The sequence below is a fragment of the Lentzea flaviverrucosa genome, assembly GCF_003350445.1.
Lineage (GTDB): Bacteria > Actinomycetota > Actinomycetes > Mycobacteriales > Pseudonocardiaceae > Lentzea > Lentzea californiensis.
Window position 1 is genome coordinate 1 of record NZ_QQAU01000003.1, and the last position, 19,060, is coordinate 19,060.

Annotated in this window: 17 protein-coding genes; 8 read left to right on the plus strand and 9 right to left on the minus strand. The window is 69.4% G+C overall.

Going from position 1 to position 19,060, the window contains the following annotated elements; all coding sequences use genetic code 11:
• Window positions 1–173 precede the first annotated feature (173 nt).
• The gene (locus DFR72_RS10300; protein ID WP_090063052.1) at window positions 174–1,355 is read left to right on the plus strand and encodes a putative glycoside hydrolase; all 1,182 of its coding nucleotides are present in this window, start codon (window positions 174–176) and stop codon (window positions 1,353–1,355) included.
• A gap of 24 nt (window positions 1,356–1,379) precedes the next feature.
• On the opposite strand, the gene DFR72_RS10305 is transcribed toward DFR72_RS10300, so the two are convergent.
• Window positions 1,380–4,307, minus strand: coding sequence for a substrate-binding domain-containing protein (locus tag DFR72_RS10305; RefSeq protein WP_090063050.1), 2,928 nt, complete (start codon window positions 4,305–4,307; stop codon window positions 1,380–1,382).
• A gap of 227 nt (window positions 4,308–4,534) precedes the next feature.
• On the opposite strand from DFR72_RS10305, the gene DFR72_RS10310 reads away from it, so the two are divergent.
• From DFR72_RS10310 to DFR72_RS10325, 4 genes are all read left to right on the plus strand, one after another.
• Window positions 4,535–4,930 carry a GntR family transcriptional regulator gene (locus DFR72_RS10310; protein WP_090063049.1) on the plus strand — a complete coding sequence of 132 codons (396 nt, stop codon included), beginning with the start codon at window positions 4,535–4,537 and terminating at the stop codon, window positions 4,928–4,930.
• Window positions 4,927–5,826: an ABC transporter ATP-binding protein gene (locus DFR72_RS10315; protein ID WP_090063047.1), complete on the plus strand. Its 900-nt coding sequence runs from the start codon at window positions 4,927–4,929 to the stop codon at window positions 5,824–5,826. The genes DFR72_RS10310 and DFR72_RS10315 overlap by 4 nt, the downstream gene beginning before the upstream one ends.
• The gene (locus tag DFR72_RS10320) at window positions 5,823–6,794 is read left to right on the plus strand and encodes an ABC transporter permease subunit (RefSeq protein WP_090063045.1); all 972 of its coding nucleotides are present in this window, start codon (window positions 5,823–5,825) and stop codon (window positions 6,792–6,794) included. Before DFR72_RS10315 ends, DFR72_RS10320 begins: the two co-directional genes overlap by 4 nt.
• A 298-nt stretch (window positions 6,795–7,092) precedes the next feature.
• Window positions 7,093–8,838 carry a hypothetical protein gene (locus DFR72_RS10325; protein WP_090063044.1) on the plus strand — a complete coding sequence of 582 codons (1,746 nt, stop codon included), beginning with the start codon at window positions 7,093–7,095 and terminating at the stop codon, window positions 8,836–8,838.
• 19 nt (window positions 8,839–8,857) lie between these two features.
• Here the strand turns inward: DFR72_RS10325 and DFR72_RS10330 are convergent, their stop codons facing one another.
• From DFR72_RS10330 to DFR72_RS45430, 7 genes are all read right to left on the minus strand, one after another.
• Window positions 8,858–9,331 carry a DUF5980 family protein gene (locus DFR72_RS10330; protein ID WP_090063042.1) on the minus strand — a complete coding sequence of 158 codons (474 nt, stop codon included), beginning with the start codon at window positions 9,329–9,331 and terminating at the stop codon, window positions 8,858–8,860.
• A 109-nt stretch (window positions 9,332–9,440) separates the two neighbouring features.
• Complete coding sequence (locus DFR72_RS10335) at window positions 9,441–10,433, minus strand: pectate lyase family protein (RefSeq protein WP_090063041.1); 993 nt, start codon at window positions 10,431–10,433, stop codon at window positions 9,441–9,443.
• The gene (locus tag DFR72_RS10340; protein ID WP_090063039.1) at window positions 10,430–11,422 is read right to left on the minus strand and encodes a pectate lyase family protein; all 993 of its coding nucleotides are present in this window, start codon (window positions 11,420–11,422) and stop codon (window positions 10,430–10,432) included. The genes DFR72_RS10335 and DFR72_RS10340 overlap by 4 nt, the downstream gene beginning before the upstream one ends.
• Window positions 11,423–11,441: 19 nt before the next feature.
• On the minus strand, window positions 11,442–12,398 hold the full coding sequence (locus DFR72_RS10345) for a pectate lyase family protein (RefSeq protein WP_090063595.1): 957 nt from the start codon (window positions 12,396–12,398) through the stop codon (window positions 11,442–11,444).
• Window positions 12,399–12,411: 13 nt separating this feature from the next.
• Window positions 12,412–13,422 (minus strand): pectate lyase family protein, encoded by a 1,011-nt coding sequence (locus DFR72_RS10350; RefSeq protein WP_177224485.1) that lies wholly within the window; start codon window positions 13,420–13,422, stop codon window positions 12,412–12,414.
• Between the two features lie 341 nt (window positions 13,423–13,763).
• On the minus strand, window positions 13,764–14,624 hold the full coding sequence (locus DFR72_RS10355) for a peptidoglycan-binding domain-containing protein (RefSeq protein WP_211335413.1): 861 nt from the start codon (window positions 14,622–14,624) through the stop codon (window positions 13,764–13,766).
• A 132-nt stretch (window positions 14,625–14,756) separates the two neighbouring features.
• The gene (locus tag DFR72_RS45430) at window positions 14,757–14,924 is read right to left on the minus strand and encodes a hypothetical protein (protein WP_170176199.1); all 168 of its coding nucleotides are present in this window, start codon (window positions 14,922–14,924) and stop codon (window positions 14,757–14,759) included.
• Between the two features lie 319 nt (window positions 14,925–15,243).
• Here DFR72_RS45430 and DFR72_RS10360 point away from each other — a divergent pair, with 319 nt between their 5' ends.
• From DFR72_RS10360 to DFR72_RS10370, 3 genes are all read left to right on the plus strand, one after another.
• Entirely contained in the window at window positions 15,244–15,951 is a 708-nt protein-coding gene (locus DFR72_RS10360; RefSeq protein WP_090063036.1) for an alpha/beta fold hydrolase, read from the plus strand.
• Between the two features lie 72 nt (window positions 15,952–16,023).
• Window positions 16,024–16,665, plus strand: a complete 642-nt coding sequence (locus DFR72_RS10365; protein ID WP_090063034.1) for a trimeric intracellular cation channel family protein — start codon at window positions 16,024–16,026, stop codon at window positions 16,663–16,665.
• 180 nt (window positions 16,666–16,845) lie between these two features.
• A complete protein-coding gene (locus DFR72_RS10370; protein ID WP_090063033.1) occupies window positions 16,846–17,853 on the plus strand; it encodes an alpha/beta fold hydrolase in 1,008 nt (335 codons plus the stop codon).
• Between the two features lie 37 nt (window positions 17,854–17,890).
• Here DFR72_RS10370 and DFR72_RS10375 read toward each other — a convergent pair whose 3' ends face one another.
• Window positions 17,891–18,994 (minus strand): pectate lyase family protein, encoded by a 1,104-nt coding sequence (locus tag DFR72_RS10375; RefSeq protein ID WP_090063031.1) that lies wholly within the window; start codon window positions 18,992–18,994, stop codon window positions 17,891–17,893.
• Between the last annotated feature and the right edge of the window lie 66 nt (window positions 18,995–19,060).

A 19,060-nucleotide genomic window follows, 5' to 3' on the forward strand; every position in this document is an offset into this window, starting at 1 on the left:
GCGACTTCAGCTCCACCAACCCGTTGTGGCTCGCCAGGTACGCGGCCACGGTGGGCCCGATGCCGTTCAAGTGGCCGTTCCACACGATCTGGCAGCACTCCGCCGCCCCGATCGACCAGAACGTGTTCAGCGGGGGCGCAGACCGGCTCGCCGTGCTGGCCACGGGATGAGCGATGAACGTCCCGCCGCGCAAGCCCGTCCTGCTCGCCTTCCTCACCGCGGTGTGCGTGCTGTCGTTCACCGTCGTGGCTCCCGTGGTGCACCTCGAGCGGTTCGGGCTCGCTGTCGACGGGCTTGAACCCGGTGCGGTCTTGAAGGCGGCAGCCGTGCGCGAGGTGAGCGTCATCGCCGAAGACCCGAGCGCTTTGGACGGAGTGGACGTGTTCGTCGACGGCGAACCGGTGCTGACTCGCCGCGAGGGAGACAAGCTGCGGCTCCACGGCTTCGAACCGGCCGAAGGCGTGCACACGCTGCGCGCTCGGGTCCGCGATGCCTCACTGCTGTGGCTGGACGCCGAGATCGAGCACGAGTTCACGATCGACGACACCGCGCCGTCGCTCACCATCGACCAGACCGAAGCGGCCGATCCCCGTTCGTCCATCACCGTGCGCGGAACGACGAGTGACGCGGTGCTCGTACGGGTCGGTCAGAACTCCGCGCAACTGCTGGACGGCACGTTCGAAGTGACCGTGCCGTCGGCGGCGACCGTGTTCGTGGAAGCACGCGACACGGCGGGAAACACGACAGGACGGCACGTGGCGGTACCGGTCGCACGCCCGGCGATGCGGATCGCGCATCTCGAACCGGGGGAGTGGACGTCGCCGCGCTCACGCCAGGCGGTGCTGGCGATGGCCCGCAAGGGCGAGATCGACACCGTCGTGCTCGACGTGAAGGACGAGACCGGCCAGATCCCTTACCTCTCGAACGTCGCACTGGCCGGGCGGATCGGTGCGGTCAGCGACCGCTACGACCCGCGATCAGCCGTCGACCAGCTGCACCGCGCCGGGCTGCGCGCCGTGGCGCGAGTGGTGCCGTTCCGCGACCCGGTGCTGGCGAAGGCGGCGTGGCAGGCCGGCTTGCGGGACCACGCCGCTCACGACGGCAGCCTCGTCCTCACCAGCTCGAGCCATCCCGAAGTGCGCGGCTACGTCGTGGCGCTCGCCCGTGAGGCGGCATCACTCGGCTTCGACGACGTCCTGCTCGACCACGCCGGGGACGAGCTGCCCGTGAGCTTCCTCGCCGAGGTGCGAGAGGGCGTGCGTGCTGCGGGCGCCTGTCTCGGAGTTGTTGCTGCGCAAGGCATCGGGGACGTGTCAGCCGAAGTCGACTTCGTGGTGCAGCCCTTCGGCAGCTAAGTCCCTCGTGGGCGGCAGAGGTGGTCAGACTGCTTGGTCGAGCAGCCTGCGGACCACGTCCAGCAGCTCGGTCTCCGCGTACGGCTTGGCGAGCAGAACCGCCGCGTCGTCCAGCTCTTCCGCGGTCGTGCAGCCGGACACGTACAGCACGGGCAGAGCAGGCTGCCTCCGCCGCACCGTGGCCGCGAGCTCGGGTCCGCCCATCTTCGGCATCACGACATCGGTCACGATGAGGTCGATGTCCTCGTGGGTGTCGACGAGTTCCAGCGCCTGCAGGCCGTTGGGTGCCTCGATCACCTCGTACCCGGACCGTTCCAGCGAGTGGCGCGTCACGGCGCGCACCTGGCTGTCGTCCTCCACCAGCAGGATGGTCTCGGAGCCGCGGGGAGGTGACGTGCGGGTCGTGGCGTGGGGGAGCGGTGCGGCAGGCGTCTGCGCTCGGGGCAGGTACACGGTGACCGTCGTGCCCGCGCCGGACGCGCTCGCCAGGTCGATCTGACCGCCGCTTTGCTGCACGATGCCGAACACCGTCGCCAGGCCCAGACCGGTGCCCTTGCCCACGGGTTTCGTGGTGAAGTACGGCTCGAAGACCTGCGCCTGGACCGCCTCGTCCATGCCCGTGCCGGTGTCGCTCACGCTGAGCGCCACGTAGTCCCCAGGACGCACGTCGGCGATGCGACCCGGGTGGCGGGCGTCGAGGCGCACGTTGTCCGTGCTGATGCCGAGCACTCCGCCGCCGGGCATCGCGTCACGGGCGTTCGCGGCCAGGTTGAACAGGATCTGCTCGAGCTGTCCCGCGTCCGCCCAGACCGGCGGCACGTGCGGGGGCAGGTCCAGTACCAGCTCCACGTCCTCGCCGATCAGGGTCGCGAGCATGGCCCGCACCTCGGTGATCGTCGCGTTGAGGTCCACGCACTCGGGTTCCAGCTCCTCCTGGCGGGTGAACGCGAGCAGCTGGCGGGTCAGGTTCGCCGCTCGCTCACCGGCGTGCTGGACGTCCTCGATCTCCGGGCGTCGTGGGTCGTCCGGCGAACAGCGCCGCAGGAACGCCTCGCTGTTGCCGTTGATGACGGTCAGGATGTTGTTGAAGTCGTGGGCGATGCTGCCGGTGAGGCGGCCGATCGCCTCCATCTTCTGCGCGTGCCGCAGCTGTGCCTCCAGCTCGGCGTGGGCCACCTCCAGCGATCGCCGCGCCTGCTCGGCCTCGGCGAGGGCCTGCCGTTCCCGCTCGAGCATCCTGATGCCGCGCAACGCACTGCTGAGCTGCTGCTGGATCGCCTCGTAGACCCAGCCCGGCATCGCGCCCACCTCGAACAGCACGAACCCGAGCTGTTCCTCGAGCCCGAAGAGCGCGGCGGCCACGAAGTTGGCGGGCTTCTGCCGGTCGATCCGGTGGGGCGTGAGCTGGGTGGACCGGAACGTCAGCGCCGTGCGCTCCGGCCTGAGCTCGCCGTTCTCGTACGACATCAGCGGGCGCGCGTGCTCACGGGTCGACTCGAACGTCATCACGTGGCAGCCGGGGATCCCCATCCTGGGCAGTTCGGCCACCAGCGCGCCGGTGAGCTCGGAGACGTCCCGCGAGACGATCAGCCGCTGGCCTGCCTCGCGCACGGTCTGGTCCTGCCGTTCGTGCAGGAGGTACTCGAAGGTCCGCTCCCGCTCGACCACGTCGGACACCATCAGCTGCACCCGGAGCCACAGGTCCTCGACCGCGCCCTCGTCGATGCCGTGCGCGACAGCGAACCGGCGCAGGTAGAACAGCGGCGCCCACCACGACTGCGCAGCGCACCCGGCGCGTGCGCTGTCGCGCAGGTACTCCGCGAACACAGCGAGGAAACCGTCCGGCCGTCCGGCGTCGAGGAACAGGCGGACCAGGTGTTCGGCCCAGCCGTCCGGCAGCACGGCCGACTTCGGACCGAGCCCCTGGCGCAGGTTCGCGGCGACCGCCCCGGCGGTGTCGTGCTCCGTTACGGCGAGCTCACCGTGCGCCGGTGCGGAGATCCCGCCGCCCGATGGGATGCAGCCGCACGAGCGGCCGACGACGAGCTCGGTGGGAACGACCTCCAGCACGGGTGCGGACTCACCCCGGACCAACGCGCTCGCGAGTTCGGCGGCCCGGCGCCCCATCTCGTGGAACGGAGCGCGCACCGTCGTCAGCGCGGGCGTTCCCGCGTCGATGTTGACCCGGCGGTGCACACTGCCCGAGGCCGGCCGCGCGGGTGCCTGGTAACCGAGGTCGTTCGAGCGGATGCACGTGTGGTTGTCGTACCCGACGACCGCCACGTCCTCCGGCGTGCGCAGGCCCGCCTCCTGCACCGCGGTCACGACGCCCAGCGCGAACTCGTCGTTGGCCGCCGCGAAGGCGTCCGGCGGTTCCGCGACCTCGTCCAGCATCGCGGCGACCGCGTCCGCCGCGGCGGCGGGGTCCCAGGACGGGGCGGGCGCGGTCACGAGCTCCGGCTCGACGGCCAGGCCGTGGCGGGTGAGAGCGTCCACGTAGCCCTGGTAGCGGTCCTGCGCGCCGACATGTGCCAGCGGCCCGCGGACGAATCCGATCCGCCGGTGGCCGTGCACCTCGATCAGGTGGCTGACCGCCTGGTCCATGCCGCCGCGGTTGTCCATCACCACCGTCGGCCAGTCCGCCAGGTGCGCCTCGACGCTGACGATGGGGATCGGCGCGTAGCGGCCGGCGAACTCGCGCATCGCGGCCTCGCCGATCTGCTGGCTGATCCGCGTCGTCCATATGACCAGCGCGTCGATCCGGCCGGGCGCGATGAGGTCGTAGACCGCGTTGGCCTGTCGCTTGTGGCGGTCCGGGTGGGCCAGTTCGGTGCCGACGAAGCAGACGAGGTCGCAGCCGCCGGCCGCCACGCCGTCGCTGACGCCCTGCCACTGCTCACCGGCGAGCTCGATGAGCGGGCCGGCCGTGATCATGCCGATGGTGGGCCGCACTGTCCCGACGTCTCCCGCAGACCTCTCACACCTGGCTCGTCCGTGGTCGGAGCCAGCGCAAGATGATACGCGCGGTGAGACGCACACGACACCCTGTCATGATCGGCGCGGCCGTGCCCGGTGGCGGCCGGGGCAGGCGTGCGCCGCGATCGTGCGCGCACGCCGGGTTCTCGACCACCGGCTTTGCTGCTTTACTATGGAACTAGTAAAGCAGCAAAGGGGCTTCCGTGTTCGTCTTCCGGCTCGACACCCACTCCGGCGTGCCGCCGTACCTGCAACTCGTTCAGCAGGTCCGCCAGGCGGTGCTGCTGGGCTTCCTGCAACCCGGTGACCGCCTCCCGCTCATCCGCGAGGTGGTCGAGGACCTGGCGATCAACCCGAACACCGTCGCCAAGGCGTACCGGCAGATGGAGCAGGAGAACCTGGTCACCGGCCGGCCCGGCCAGGGCACGTTCGTCGACGAACAGCAGTCGGCCGCGGTGTCGCCGTCGACGTACACGTCGCTGCAACGAGGCCTGGCGACCTGGTTGAGGCGTGCCTACGCGGCCGGCCTCGACGAGCAGGCGGTCAACGCGCTCTTCGCCTCCGTCCACCAGCAGACCAGGAACGAGGACGTGGCGTGACGGCGACCGAGTTCGCGCTGCGCACCGAGGGTGTGGGCAAGCGGTACCGGAAGGGCTGGGCGCTGCGCGACTGCACCCTGGCCCTGCCGGCGGGCGGCGTGATCGCCCTGGTCGGGCCGAACGGCGCGGGCAAGACCACGCTGCTGCGCCTGGTCGTCGGGTTGCTGGCACCGAGCACCGGCACGGTGGAGGTCCTCGGCCACGACGTCACCGCGAGCACCCCGCAGACCCTGTCCCGGATCGGGTTCCTGGCCCAGGACCACCCGCTGTACAAGCGTTTCACCGTGGCCGACCTGCTCCGCTTCGGCCGGGCCTGCAACCTGCGGTTCGACCAGGGGCTGGCCGAGCGCCGGCTGGCGAAGCTGGGCATCCCGCTCGACCGCAGGGCGGGCACGCTCTCCGGCGGGCAGCAGGCACAGGTCGCGCTGGCCCTGGCCCTGGCGAAGCGGCCGGACCTGCTCGTCCTCGACGAGCCGGTGGCCAGCCTCGACCCGCTGGCCCGGCACGAGTTCCTGCAGGTCCTCATGGGAGCGGTGGCCGAAGGCGGGGTGACCGTCCTGTTCTCCTCCCACGTCGTGCACGAGTTGGAGCGCGTCTGCGACCACCTGATCGTGCTCAACCAGGGCCGGGTCACGCTCACCGGTGACATCGACACCCTCCTCACCGAGCACCGGCTGCTCGTCGGCCCGCGCACGGCCACCGACCTCGACCGGGCCGGCGCGGTCGTGGAGGCCGTCCACAGCGACCGGCACACGACCCTTCTGGTGCGTGACGGCGCGATCCCGGCCGCGCCGGGGTGGCAGGCCCAGCCGGTCTCGCTGGAGGACCTGGTGCTGGCGTACCTGCGCCGCCCGTCCGAGCCGGGCGCCGCGGTCACGTCGGAGGTGACGGCATGACGTGGTTGATCTGGCGCCAGCACCGGACCGAGGTCTGCGTCCTGGGTCTGCTCGTCGGCCTGTTCGGCATCGCCCTGCTCGTGCTGGGGACGCAGGCCCACGACCTGTTCCCCGGCGGTCCCGCCCGGTGCGCGGGAGAGGCCGGTGCCAACGAGGCCTGCGCGACCTCCTTCCGCCGGCTCGACGACGAGTACGGGTTCGTCGAGAACCTCCTGGCGGCCTTCTACCTGGTCCCCGTCGTCATCGGCGCGTTCCTCGGCGCGCCGCTGCTCGCGCGCGAACTGGAGGACGGCACCTGGCAGCTCGCCTGGACGCAGGCCGTGCCGCGGATGCGCTGGCTGGCGGCCAAGCTCGTGGCACTGGCCGGCGTCACCGTCGCGCTCACCGGGATGTTCACCGCGGTGCTCACCTGGTTCCGGCAGCCGTTCGACGCGTGGGAAGGGCGGTTCCAGTACGACGCCTTCGACCTGGAGGGCCTTGTCCCGCTGGCGTACGCGCTGTTCGCGTTCGGCGTCGCCACCGCCGCGGGCGCGTTCCTGCGGCGCAGCCTGCCCGCGTTCGGCGTCGCTTTCGGGGCGTTCCTCGCCGCCCGGATGTCGGTGGCGCTGCTGGCCCGTCCCGCGTACGCCACGCCGCTCACCACCACGGAGCCGGTCCCCGCCGGCGGCTCGAAGGACCAGGCGGGCCCCGTGCCCAGCTTCGCCGACTGGACGATCGAACGCGGCTACGCGGACGCCGCCGGGCGCAGGCTGAGCTCGACCGAGTACTACGAGCTGGAGGCCGCCGCCGACCGGGCCGGCACCAACCTCAGCCAGTTCCTGCACGCGCGGGGCGTCCAGCGGTTCGGGGTCTACCACCCGGCAGACCGGTTCTGGACGTTTCAGCTCATCGAGGCGGCCCTGTTCATCGCCGTCGCGGCGGTGCTGATCGGTGTGGTGGTGTGGCGGGTGCGGCGCCGCATGATCTAGGCGGCTTCCCCTTGGTCAGAAGGCCGCAGCCGCGGAATCCCCGGCTGGCACGACGCCGGCGACTGGTCCGATGTGCGGCGGCGACTGGCAGGCTTTCCCTCCTCGCGCACTCGCCCTGGTGATCTTGTCGCTTCGGGTCTGGGCTGAACCACTTCGGGACGGCGAATGGCGCGTAACGAGCGAGCCCCGCTTCACGACGGACGGGTCGTGCGCACCGAAGTGCGAGGCATTGGGCCGTGGATTGCGGTGGTCAACGCCGAGGAGATCCGGTCGTTGCGCGTGTGTGGGAGGAGATCGCATGCAGGATCTGCCGGACTCGATGGAGATCGCCGAGCCCGAACAGAACGGCCGGACAGAGGTCACCGACTTGCTTGTCGGGGACGAGTCGACGTCTGACCCGGACGTCGACTCGACGACGTCGATCGTCCTGGTGGAGGTGCTCCCGGGGGTGGCTGTCGTCGCCGGTGAGGTCCCGCCGGACCTGAAGCTCGATCTGATCGACTTCGGGGTCGTGCCGGTTGCCGACCGCAAGCAGATCTCAGCGGTCCTCGCCTCGGTCGGGAACGCGGCGACCGTGGCCGGCAATCTCGGGAACGCGTTCGCCGGCGTGCAAGGGCTCTACCGGCTCGGTGACACGGCGCAGGCCTTGCTGAGGAGCGGCGCGACGCTCGCCGTCAAGGACGGCGGGAATCTCGGAACTGTCATGAGTTCGGGCCGCATCGTGCACCAGGCCCGCTTCTACCCCGTGACCGCGTTGAGCAAGGCGCAGATCGCGGCCTCGATCGGGCCGGCACTGGCCATGGTCGCGCTGCAGATGATGTTGAACGAGGTCTCGAGTCTCGTCAGGACCACCCTCGCGGTGACGAACCAGGTCCTCGCCACCGTCCGCAAGGAGCAGTGGGCCGAACTGACGGGGCTCGTCGCCGCTGTTGATCGCGCGGTCGAGCAGGCCCGGGAGATCGAGTCGGTCCCGACGTCGTTGTGGGACGACGTCGCGGGCAGTGGAGCGTTGCTGCGCAAGCAACTCGAGCTCTACCAAGGAAACGTCCGCGACCACCTCAAGCGGATCAGCCGGACCGACGCACGCAGCCACCGCGAGTACCTGCAGACCAACGCCGAGGTCATCGCGTTCGACGTCCGCGCCTTGCTGTCCTCCCTCAACGCGTGGACGGGGTATCACGCGCTTCGCGCCGCACGGGCGAGAGCCGCCGGACGTGAAGACACGGCCGAGGCGCAGTACGCCGAGGTCATCGCCCGCGACACCCGCGCGGAGTTCGACTCGACCCTCGCCGAGATGACCGGCCTCGTCGACGCGCTGGTCCGGGAGCTCCGGATCACGGCCGAGCTCCGCGACCCCGACGCGTGGCCGCTGTCGGGGAAGCGGAAGGACGTGAAGGCGGCCCGCGAGATCTCGGCCCGGCTTCTGGAGGCGATCGAGCCTCTTGCCGACGCCCTCCACCCGCCGGTGCCTCCGATCGAGGTCCCTGACGTCGTCTGCGGACCCGGATCGCTGGACTCGGAGCCGTACCTCCGCATTCTGCGGTGGTTCTTCGAGGACGGCGAGGTCCTCCGTGCCCTCGGCTTCCCCGAGCCGCTCGACGACGGTGCCATCTCCGCGATCGTCGGCGGCGCGATGGGGATGCTGGCGGCGGCGATGGACAAGACCACGGGCAGGACACTGGTCGCGGTCACGGATCGCCGCATCGTCCTGGCCACGACGAACACGTTGCTCGAGCAGGCCGAGATCGACCGCGACATCCCGATCGGCCAGGTGCGCTACGTTCGAGCACCCGTCGCGCCGGACAGCAGTTCACGCTTGGCGATCGACCTGATCACGCGCGACGAGAACATCCGGTGGCTCTTCCACGCCGATGTCGACAACACTCGGGTGGACGCGCTCGCCGCCGTGCTCGCCGAGTCGATGACGATCCCGGACGCCGAACGGGAGGAGCTCCAACGGCGCCGCCACCCCGCCATCGAGACGGGTGAGAAGAACGAAAGCGCTGGCACGACTGAACTCAAGACGACTTGCGATTCCGTGTAGGTCGCGAGCTGACGGGGGCTCACCGCCGGTTCATGCAGTCCACCCAGGACTCGGTGGTGACGATGATGTCGGTCGGGAGGGTTTCGGTCACGGTCCCGTCCGACACCCAGATGTGTGCGTGGTAGGTCGCCAGCGGCACTGACGCGGACCCCTGCACGCCGACGAACCCGTTGACGGTGATCGAGCCGTCGGGGTCGTGGAAGTTGGAGCCCGGTGGGAGGTGGTGCTCGGTGGCGGTCCAGCCGGGAGGCAGGTCGCGCATGCCGAACTCGAGGTCGGTGGCCCACTTCCCGCTCACCACGAAGATGAAGTAGGAGGCGTGGGTCCTCCCGTCGGGACCGTGCTGGACGCACATCCGGCTGGTCCTGTCGAACTGTTCCAGGTGCCACGTCCGGGTCTGCGACGCCGTCTGCGCCGACGCGACGACGGACGTGCCGGCCAGGGACAGCAGCACCGAGGCCAGGACGAGCACCGATCTGGCGATCCGAGACATCACTTCCACCGAACCCTCCCGAAAAAGGCGCTGACACGCTTCGGGTTCACGCTAGCGACCGGATCTCAGAAGTCTCTGAGATCCGGTCGCGATCGCACCGGGGTCGGGCTCAGATCTTGCCGGTGCCCGCGCCCTGGGTCACCAGCGCTTTCACGTTCGCCGGCGTGTCCAGGGTGTAGGCGTAGTAACCGCGCGGGTCCTCCACGCTGCCGCCCACCACCGGTTCGCCGCTGTTGACGTAGACGTTGTCCCGCTCGACGATGCTGCCCTTCGGGCCCGCGTAGCTGTTGGTCATCGGCTCCTCGACGTTCTCGAAGTAGTTGCCCTCGACCCAGCAGCCGGACTTGTTCTGGCAGGCGACGCCCGTGTCGCTGTTGGCGACGTAGTAGTTGTTGAACACGTGCACCGGGTTGCCGAAGCGGGTGCGCGGGTTGCGTTGCGGCGTCCGGTCGAAGAAGTTGTGGTGGTAGGTCACCTTGAGGTGGCCGGTGTCCTGCGCGGCGTTGCCGTCGTCGTGGCCGAGCAGCATGTTCTTGGTGTGGTGGTGGGTGTGGTTCCACGACACGGTCACGTAGCTGGACCCGCGCTTGATGTCGATCAGGCCGTCCTTGCCCGCGGACAGGTCGTTGTGGTCGATCCAGACGTGGTGGGAGAACATCTGCACGTTGATCGAGTCGTCGTTGGCGTTGCGGAACACCATGTTGCGGATGATCACGTTGTGCACGGCGTTCGCCGGGGGAGTGGTCACCGAGCTCACCGGCAGGCCGATGTTCAGCCCGCCGCCGGTGATGCCGGAGTTCGCGCCGACGCCGATGACGGTCTTGTCCGAGGAGACGTCGTACATGCCCGCCGCCAACGTGATCATGCCCTGCACGCGGACCACGCGCGGTCCGTCGGCCTTGACGGCGGCCGTGAAGTCGGCCGCCGTGGAGACGGTGACCGCCGGTCCTCCGGCGCCGCCCGTGGTGCCGCTCTGGCCGAGCGCCGTCACCGAGGCGAACCCGATGGGCGCGGCCTCGGCGGCGGACGGGGGCGCGGTGGCCACCGACGTGGCACCGCCGACGAGCACCGCGGCGAGCGCGAGAGCGCTTGTCCTCCTCATGAGGTCCTCCGTTGGACTCGGCCGACGCCCGCGCCCGCGGTGACGAGCGCTGGTACGTCGGCGGCGTTGTCGAGCGAGTAGGCGTAGTAGGTGCGGGGTTCGACGACGGTGCCGAGGGTCTGCGGGGCACCGGAGCCGGCGTAGACGTTGCCGCGCTCCACGACGCGGCCCGGTCCGCTCTTGTCGTAGCCGGACAGGACCGGGTGGGCGACGTTCTCGAAGTAGTTCGCCTCGACCAGCACCCCGGCGTCCTCTGTGGACGCGACGCCGTAGAGGGAGTTGCCGCGGTAGTAGTTGTTGTAGACGTGCACGGGCTCGCCGAACCGCACGCGCGGGTGCCGCTGGTCGGTGCGGTCGAAGAAGTTGTGGTGGTAGGTGACGCGCAGCTTGCCGCGGTCGGCGGTGTAGGTGTCGGAGTGGCCCAGCAGCGCGGCCTTGCTGTGGTCGTGGAAGTGGTTCCACGACACCGTGACGTAGTCGGACTGCCGCTTGACGTCGAGCAGGCCGTCGAAGCCGCGCGACAGGTCGCAGTGGTCGATCCACACGTGGTGCGCGGAGTTGGTGACGCTGATGGAGTCGTCCGAGGCGTCGGTGAAGCGCAGGTTGCGGATGATCACGTTGTTGCCGGGCCGGGTGGTCGAGCCCAGTTGCAGCCCGCCGCCGGTGATCTCGGCGGTGGAGCCGATCCCGAAGATCGTCTTGTTCGCGACGACGGTCAGCATGCCGTCGACCTCGATGCGGCCGGACACCGAGATGACGTAGGGCTCCTTGCGCCCGACGTAGTCCCGCAGTGCCGCCGCGGTGGTCACGGTGACGGCCTGGCCGCCCGCGCCGCCGGTGGTCCCGTTCTGGCCCAGCGCGGTCACGCCCGCGAAGCCGTCGGCCACGGCGTCGGCGGACGGGTCCGCCCACCCGGCGCGCGGAGTGGTGGCGGCGAAGGCGGTCAGTGCCGCACCCGCGAGCAGCCGTCGTCGGTTGATGGGGCTCATGGTGGTCCTCCGCGTCCTGTCAGATCCGGCCGACGCCGACGCCCGCCGGAACGGTGCCGGGCAGGCCGGCGGCGCTGTCGGGGGTGTAGGCGTAGTAGGTGCGCGGCTCCACCACGGTGCCGAGCGTCTCGGGGATGCCGGAGCGGACGTAGACGTTGCCGCGCTCGACCACGCGCCCCGGCCCGCTCTCGTCGTAGCCGGAGTAGATCGGGTGGGGGACGTCCTCGAAGTAGTTGGCCTCCACCAGGACTCCCGCGTTCTCGGTCGACGCGACGCCGTAGAGGGTGTTGTTGCGGAAGTAGTTGTTGTAGACGTGAATCGGCTCGCCGAAGCGGACTCTCGGGTGCCGTTGCGCGGTGCCGTCGAAGAAGTTGTGGTGGAACGTCACCCGGAGCTTGCCGGTGTCCTGTCCCGCGTTGGAGTCGGAGTGGCCCAGCAGCGCGGTCTTGCTGTGGTCGTGGAAGTGGTTCCACGACACGGTGATGTAGTCGGCACCGCGCACGATGTCGATCAGCCCGTCGGCCCCGCCGCTGAGGTCGCAGTGGTCGATCCAGACGTGGTGCGAGGACTGCTGGATGCTGATCGCGTCGTCGTCCGCGCCGGTGAACCGGAGGTTGCGGATGATCACGTTCTGCCTGCGGTACAGGTCGAGGCCGCCGCCGGTGATCTCGGCGCTCGACCCCAGCCCGACGATCGTCTTGTTCGACCGCACGCCCTGCTTGCTGCTGATCCGCATCACCCCGTCGACCTGGATGACGTACGGCTCGTTGCGGTCGCAGTAGTCCAGGAACGCGTCCGCGTCCCGCACCGTGACGACCGGGCCGCCCGCGCCGCCGGTGGTGCCGTTCTGGCCGAGTGAGTTCACCCCGGCGAAGCCGTCGGCGGCGAGCGGGGCCGCCCACACGGGCTTGGTGGTCGTGGCCAGCGCGGTCGCGGCGGCGCCTGCGAGGAGCGCCCGTCGGCTGATGTCGCTCATGTCTCCGTCCTCCTCAGACTCGGCCGACACCCGCACCGGCGGGCACGACGGCCGGGACCTCGACGGCCCGGTGCGGTGTGTAGGCGTAGTAGGTGCGCGGCTCGACGACGGACCCGCGCACCTCGATCTCGTGGTTGCACTCGACGAGGACGTTGTCCCTGGCGACCATCCGGCCGAGGTCACCGCTGAAGTCGACCCGGCCGGGGTTGTTGACGCTGAAGAAGTAGTTGCCCTCCAGCACCACGCCCGCGTTCATCGCCGACGCGACGCCGTAGCTGTTGTCCCGGTAGTAGTTGTTGTAGACGTGCACCGACTCGCTGAAGCGGACTCGCGGGTTGCGCTGATCGGAACCGTCGAAGTAGTTGTGGTGGTAGGTCACCCTGAGGCGCCCCGCGTCCTGCGCCGAGTTGTCGTCGTCGTGCCCGAGCAACAACGTCTTGTCGTGGTCGTGGAACCTGTTCCAGGAAACGGTGATGAAATCGGACCCGCGTTTGACGTCGACGGCTCCGTCATCACCGTGGGGGTCGATCCAGATGTGGTGGCTGAACATCTGCACGTTGATCAGGTCGTCGGTGGCGCCGGTGATCGACAGGTTCCGGATGATCACGTTGTGCACCGCGTTCGGGGGCGGCGAGGTCACGTCGTCGTCCACCGGGAGCCCGATGTTCAGCCCGCCGCCGACCAGCCGGGCGTCCCCGCCGAGGCCGACGATCGTCTTGTCGGAAGCGACGTCGTGCATCCCGTCGCTGGTGCCGGTGGGCAGCGTGATCGTGCCGCGGACCTGCACCACCAGCGGTTCCGGCCGGGCGATGTAGTCCAGGAACTGTGCGGTCGTCGTCGCTGTGACCACCGAGCCTCCCGCCCCGCCGGTGGTTCCGCCCTGCCCCAGCGCGGTCACCCCGGCGAAGCCGTCGGCGGCGGGTCCGGCCGCCGTGGCGGGCGGTGCCCCGACCGCGGCGGCCATCACGGCCACCGCCACCGCGACCCGTGCGAGGGCGCGTTCGTACCCGACGTGCGTCCACATTTGGGTGGTCCTTTCGGGAATGCGTCTCAGGGTGTGGCGGCGGGGTTGAGAAATCGCTTTCCTGATTTGGACCATAGGACTTGTGTTTCCGGCGTGTCAACGCCGCGTCACATATGAGAACCGGTTCACATACGTGGTCTCGCGGATTGCTTTTCAGCGGTGTTCGGGTAGTCCTTGTGGTCGATTCATTCGACGTTGTGAAGAATAGTGTCGAATGAATTCGACTGAAGTAGGTGGCGCCGACCGGGTTTCCAGTTCGGTGGTTCTCCCTGAGTCGGGTGAGCGGCATGGCGGTGCGGCCAGGGCCGGTGAGGCCCTGGCCGCGGCGAGCATCACGCGTGTCAGCGCGTGCGCTGGTAGTCCTCCCACGTCCGGATCGGGACCCGGGGCCCGTCGTCGGGGCGGCGGTTGGCCAGGCCGTTCAGGCCGAGGTAGTAGTCGCCGACCTGGTTCTGGGCCTGGGTGGCCTGGTCGGTGTCGTTGATCGCCACAGCGTGGAGGTGCCAGGGCCAGTTGCCTTGGGCCGGGCTGCGGACCCAGGCGGCGAAGCCGACCTGGCGCAGCGCACGGGCGGCGGCGGTGCGGGTGTCGGCGGACATGCCGTCGACGTTGATGTCCACGACGCCGCCGCCGTCGTGGGTGCCGGCGGAGGTCGGGTCGCCGCCGGGGTTGTAGGAGCCCTGGTCCAGCACGAGGCGACGGCCCAGCAGACGTTCTGCCTCAACGAGCATCGCCTGGGTGCGGGTGTTGACGACGTATCCGTCACGCCCGGTCTTCGCGCCTGGTTTGATCACGTGGGAGACGGTGAACCGGCTCTGGCCGAGCGTGGCCAGCGAACTCGCGCCGGGCAGCCCGTTGGCGGCCAGTCCGGTGTGTCCGAGCGAACGCTGGTAGGCCGCGTACGCCGTGATGGTCGTGGTTCCGAAGTAGCCGTCGACCCAGCGGGCGTCCAGCAGGTTGCGCGCCTGCAGCGCCCGCTCGACGGCCAGCACGGAAGCCTTGGCGCCCGGTGTCAGCGTGTCGTCGGCGCGCCGGGGATCGATCTGGGCGGCCAGGACGGTGGCCTCCATGTTGACGACGGGCAGCGCGGCGGCGGACGGCAACTCCTGTGGGGCCGCGGCTGACGCCTGCGTCGTGCTCAACGTCAGGCAGCCCAGGACAGCGAAAGTCGCCAGCGCCGTAACGGCGCCCTGGGGCTTCATCTTCTTCATGCGGTGCTTCTTCCCGTTCGCTCAAAGCCGGCCACGGTCTCGGTCCAGCGCCTGGCCAGACTCGGACATGGCGCTGACAAAGCTCTGACACGGCGGTGAGCAGAGGCTGCAGCCCGCCCTCGGTCAGCTCTGCAGCCTGACCGTGGCCTTGTCCCAAAAGGACCGGTTCCTGTTCCGCACGCTGATCAGATCGGTCACGATCCCGATCTCCTCCAGGGCGGTGATGACCACGTCGAAAACCCTGATGCTCTCCAGGAACCACGTCACCGCCGGCCGGCTTTCGCTCAGCAACGCGTCGATGAGGTCCAGGAGTCGCCGCGGGTGGTCGTCGTGCGGATCCCACAGGATGCGTTGTTCTCGCGTCGGGGGGTTCGGTGGTTTCGACGCGTCTTCTGCTGCATCTCCTAACAGAAAGCCTGGTCAGAGCTCTGCGGTCGTGACTGGCGTGGCGGGTTCGCGCTTGTCCGTGGCCGGAAGCCGGCGGGTGGGCCGTAACTAATATCCAATATATTAGTGTACGTTCGGAGCACCGCGGCGGGCGAGCACGCCCAGGCCGCCACCGACTCGATCGCTCCGGCAACGCGGGAGCGGCGCACCGAAGGGAAGCCTCATGACGACCGCCGGTCAGGAGATCAAGAACGTCGTGCTGGTGCACGGCGCGTTCGCCGATGGTTCGGGATGGCGAGGTGTGTACGACCTGCTGACCGCCCAGGGCTACCGGGTCTCGATCGTGCAGAACCCGCTCACCTCGCTGGAGGACGACGTCGCGGCGACCACTCGCGTGCTCGACCTGCAGGACGGCCCGGCGATCCTCGTCGGCCACTCCTGGGGCGGCACCGTCATCACCGAGGCCGGAGTTCACCCCGGCGTCGCGGGCCTGGTCTACGTGTCGGCGCTGGCGCCGGACGCGGGCGAGACGACCGCCCAGCAGTACGACGGGTTCGCCCCGACGCCCGACTTCGTCATCGACGTCGGTGAGGACGGGTACGGCTTCATCAAGCCCGACGTGTTCAAGGTCGGTTTCGCGGCGGACGCCAGTGACGCCGATGCCGCTTTCCTCCGGGACTCGCAGGTGCCCATCAACATGAGCGTCTTCTCGACGCCCGTGACGAACGCGGCCTGGCGCGACAAGCCGAGCTGGGCCGTCATCGCGACCGAGGACAAGGCGTTCGACCAGGAGATGCTGCAGCACATGGCGAAGCGCATCGGTGCGGAGATCACCAACGTCCCGGCGAGCCACGCCCTGTACGTGACGCAGGCCGGTGCGGTCGCCGACGTCATCGCCACCGCCGCGCAGAAGGCCGCCAGCGCTGCCTGACGCACGGCCTCTCCTCCCCGGGCGGGCTCGCGCACTCCGCGAGCCCGCCCCGAGCTTCCGGAGCGTGACCACATGCCCGTCATGCCGTTCCAGGTGGCGCTGTGGATCGAACTCCTCGCCGCGGGACTGGGCGGCCTCCAGGGCGCGCTGTTCGCGGCGGGGGAGCGGCACCGCCGCATCGACGTCCTCGGTGTCGTCGTGATCGGGCTCGCCGTCTCGCTGGGGGGCAGCCTGCTGCGTGACATCGTGCTCGACCAGCCGCCCGTCGTGATCTGGAAGAACTGGTACCTGCTCGTGGCAGGCGCCTCCGCGGTCCTCGGCATGGCGTTGCAACCGGTTCTCGCGCGGGTCGACTGGCTGATCACCGGCCTCGACGCGATCGTCATGGGACTGTTCGGCGCCATCGGGGCCTCCAAGGCGCTGTCGCTCGGTGCCGGCGAGGCCGGGGCGCTGGTCGCCGGCGTCATCGGCGCCATCGGCGGCGGGATGCTGCGCGACATCATCCTGTGCCTTCCGATCTCCTTCCTCCAGGTCGGCACCCTGTACGCGGTCGCGGCCGGGGCTGGAGCCGGGGTGCTCGTCGTGCTCGTGAGGTTCGGCACGCCGATCCTGGTCGCGGGCCTCGTCTGCGTGCTCGTGACCTCGGTCCTGCGCCTCCTCGCGGTCCGCTTCGGCTGGACCTTCCCCGAACAGCGCGCGCTCAGATCGCGGTGATCTCGAGGCACACCTCGCCCGGCCCCTGTTGAGACCGCGGGTACGAAGGACTTCCCGATCGAGCCCACATCGGTCAGCACGGGCTGATCCACACCACATCGCTGGTTGTCTCCGGTGGCGAGTTCGTCGACGAGGTCCCGGTAGTCCACCGCCGGCGCACCGCGAGCGCACGCCACGGGCGTGCCCGTGCTGATCTGGACGGACTGCGGTGACGGGTTCGAGTGCGCGCCGGCGGACGTGCCGCTCGACCACCGCGCGCCGTCCGGAGAGAAGATCAAGCTCGGTCTCACCCGCAAGCCCGCGACGGACCCTTCCCGGGGGATCGGCTCGTTGTTCGTCAACCCCGGTGGTCCCGGCGGTGGCACCGACGACACCGTGCGATACCCAGGCACCTCCGGTCCCGCCGAACTGCGGGAGCGGTTCGACATCGTGGGGTTCGACCCGCGGGGCGTCGGTCGCAGTCAGCCGCTCGCCTGCCAGACGCAGGACGAGTACATGCGCGCCTGGGCGAAAGCCTCGGCCCGGCCGAAAGTCCACTCGTTCGACAACGCGCTGCGGGAAGGCAAGGCGTTCGCGGACGCCTGCACGAAGCAGAGCGCGAAGCTGCTGCCGTTCGTCGGCACCGAGTACGTCGCACGGGAGATGGATCTGTTGCGGCGCGCCGTGGGCGATTCCAAGCTGAACTACTTCGGTCTGTCGTACGGCACCTACATCGGCACGGTCTACGCGAACCTCTTCCCGAAGAACATCCGGGCGCTGGCACTGGACGGTGGGTACGACCCGGACACCTATGCGAACCGGCCCTACGAGTACGACCTCGGTCAGTACGTGGCGATCGAGTCGGCGCTCGGGCGGTTCTTCGACTGGTGCGCGGCGACGAAGTGCGAGTTCGGTGAGGGCGATCCGCGATCGGCCTTCGTGCAGTTGCAGAACGACCTGGACCGCGATCCCGTTGTGGTGGACGGGAAGTTCGTGGCCAACGGCGCGACCTTCACCTACAACGTGCAGAGCCTGCTGGGGTTCGGCGATGTCTGGTGGTGGTACGTCGCGCAGGTTCTGACCGACGCGCAGAACCGCACGGGTGATCTCCTGGTCGAGCCGGACGCCGAGTTCCTGTCGGCCAACACCGAGCAGTACGAGCGGAGGTCCTGCCGCTCGTACCGCTCGGCCAGGTCGATCACCAGATGAGCGTCGCCGCGGGGGAAGACCACGAGTGCGAAGCCTTCTAGCAGGTGCCGTCAGACTCCCTCAGACCCGTGTTGGCGCCCGCCGTGCGGCTCACGACGTTCGGCACGCAGGCGGCCTGGTCGAGGGTGAAGCTGTAGGGCACGGAGACGGTGGTGGTGGACTTGACGTCGGGACCGGCGGGCCTGTGGTCGCTGCTCGGGGCCGACCACGTCACGTTGTCGAAGACGTTGCCGCTGACCTGCCAGTAGCCGGCCTCGGTGGTGTAGAAGGTGCCGAGGACGTCACGGGAGTTCTTGAAGTAGTTGTTGTCCACCTTGGCCTTGGCGCCGGCCCGGGAGTTGATGCCGGACTCGTTGAGGCTCACGTAGTGGTTGTTGTACATGTGGGCGATGCCGCCCCGCAGCAAAGGCGCCCGGGAGTCGATGTTCTCGTACAGGTTGTGGTGGTAGGTGATGAAACCGTTCGAGCGGTCGCTCTCACTGGACCCGACCAAGCCGCCGCGACCGGAGTTGCGCAGGGTGCTGTAGGACAGGGTCACGTACTGGGTGTTGTTCTTCATGTCGAACAGGCCGTCGTAGCCTTCCGACTCACCACCCGACGCCAGCAGGTTGACGTGGTCGACCCAGACGTTGCGGACGTTGTTCTCCATCCCGATGGCGTCGCCGCCGTTGGACGTGGGGGAGCCCGACTTCTTGACGTTCCGGACGGTCACGTTCCGGATGATGATGTTGCGCGACTCGCGGATGTGGATGCCCAGCTGGTCGAAGACGGCTCCGCCGCCGACGCCGACGATGGTGACGTTGCTGATCCGCTTGAGCTCGATCACGCCGGCGGCGGTTTCGCAGCTGTTGCCCGAGACCTTGGCGGTGTTGCCGTGGTTGATCGTGCCCGAGACCTCGATGATGACCGGCGTGCTGCTGCTCGCCCGGCCGCACAGGGCCTGGTGGATCTGGGTTCCCGTGGTGGCCCGGACCGTCGCCCCGCCCTGGCCGCCGGTGGTGCCGCCGTTCTGGGACGCGTAGCCGGTCGCGGTGCCGGCCGCCGCCGACGCCGGTGACATCGCCAGCACCGCGCTGGTCGAGGTCGCGACGGCCAGCGCGGCCACTACCGCGGGGATCCGCCATGCGACTGATCGTTTCATTTCGTCTCCTGCGTCTTCGAAGGGGGACGGGTGTGATAGCACTCGCCGGCGGCAATGCCGGTGAAT

Bases quoted from the DNA above. Each gene is read 5' to 3' on its own strand.
- DFR72_RS10325 (WP_090063044.1), top strand. From the start codon at position 7,093: ATGCAGGATCTGCCGGACTCGATGGAGATCGCCGAGCCCGAACAGAAC.
- DFR72_RS10335 (WP_090063041.1), bottom strand. From the start codon at position 10,433: ATGAGGAGGACAAGCGCTCTCGCGCTCGCCGCGGTGCTCGTCGGCGGT.
- DFR72_RS10360 (WP_090063036.1), top strand. From the start codon at position 15,244: ATGACGACCGCCGGTCAGGAGATCAAGAACGTCGTGCTGGTGCACGGC.
- DFR72_RS10320 (WP_090063045.1), top strand. From the start codon at position 5,823: ATGACGTGGTTGATCTGGCGCCAGCACCGGACCGAGGTCTGCGTCCTG.
- DFR72_RS10365 (WP_090063034.1), top strand. From the start codon at position 16,024: ATGCCCGTCATGCCGTTCCAGGTGGCGCTGTGGATCGAACTCCTCGCC.
- DFR72_RS10330 (WP_090063042.1), bottom strand. From the start codon at position 9,331: ATGTCTCGGATCGCCAGATCGGTGCTCGTCCTGGCCTCGGTGCTGCTG.
- DFR72_RS10355 (WP_211335413.1), bottom strand. From the start codon at position 14,624: ATGAAGCCCCAGGGCGCCGTTACGGCGCTGGCGACTTTCGCTGTCCTG.
- DFR72_RS10375 (WP_090063031.1), bottom strand. From the start codon at position 18,994: ATGAAACGATCAGTCGCATGGCGGATCCCCGCGGTAGTGGCCGCGCTG.
- DFR72_RS10340 (WP_090063039.1), bottom strand. From the start codon at position 11,422: ATGAGCCCCATCAACCGACGACGGCTGCTCGCGGGTGCGGCACTGACC.
- DFR72_RS10300 (WP_090063052.1), top strand. From the start codon at position 174: ATGAACGTCCCGCCGCGCAAGCCCGTCCTGCTCGCCTTCCTCACCGCG.
- DFR72_RS10345 (WP_090063595.1), bottom strand. From the start codon at position 12,398: ATGAGCGACATCAGCCGACGGGCGCTCCTCGCAGGCGCCGCCGCGACC.
- DFR72_RS10350 (WP_177224485.1), bottom strand. From the start codon at position 13,422: ATGTGGACGCACGTCGGGTACGAACGCGCCCTCGCACGGGTCGCGGTG.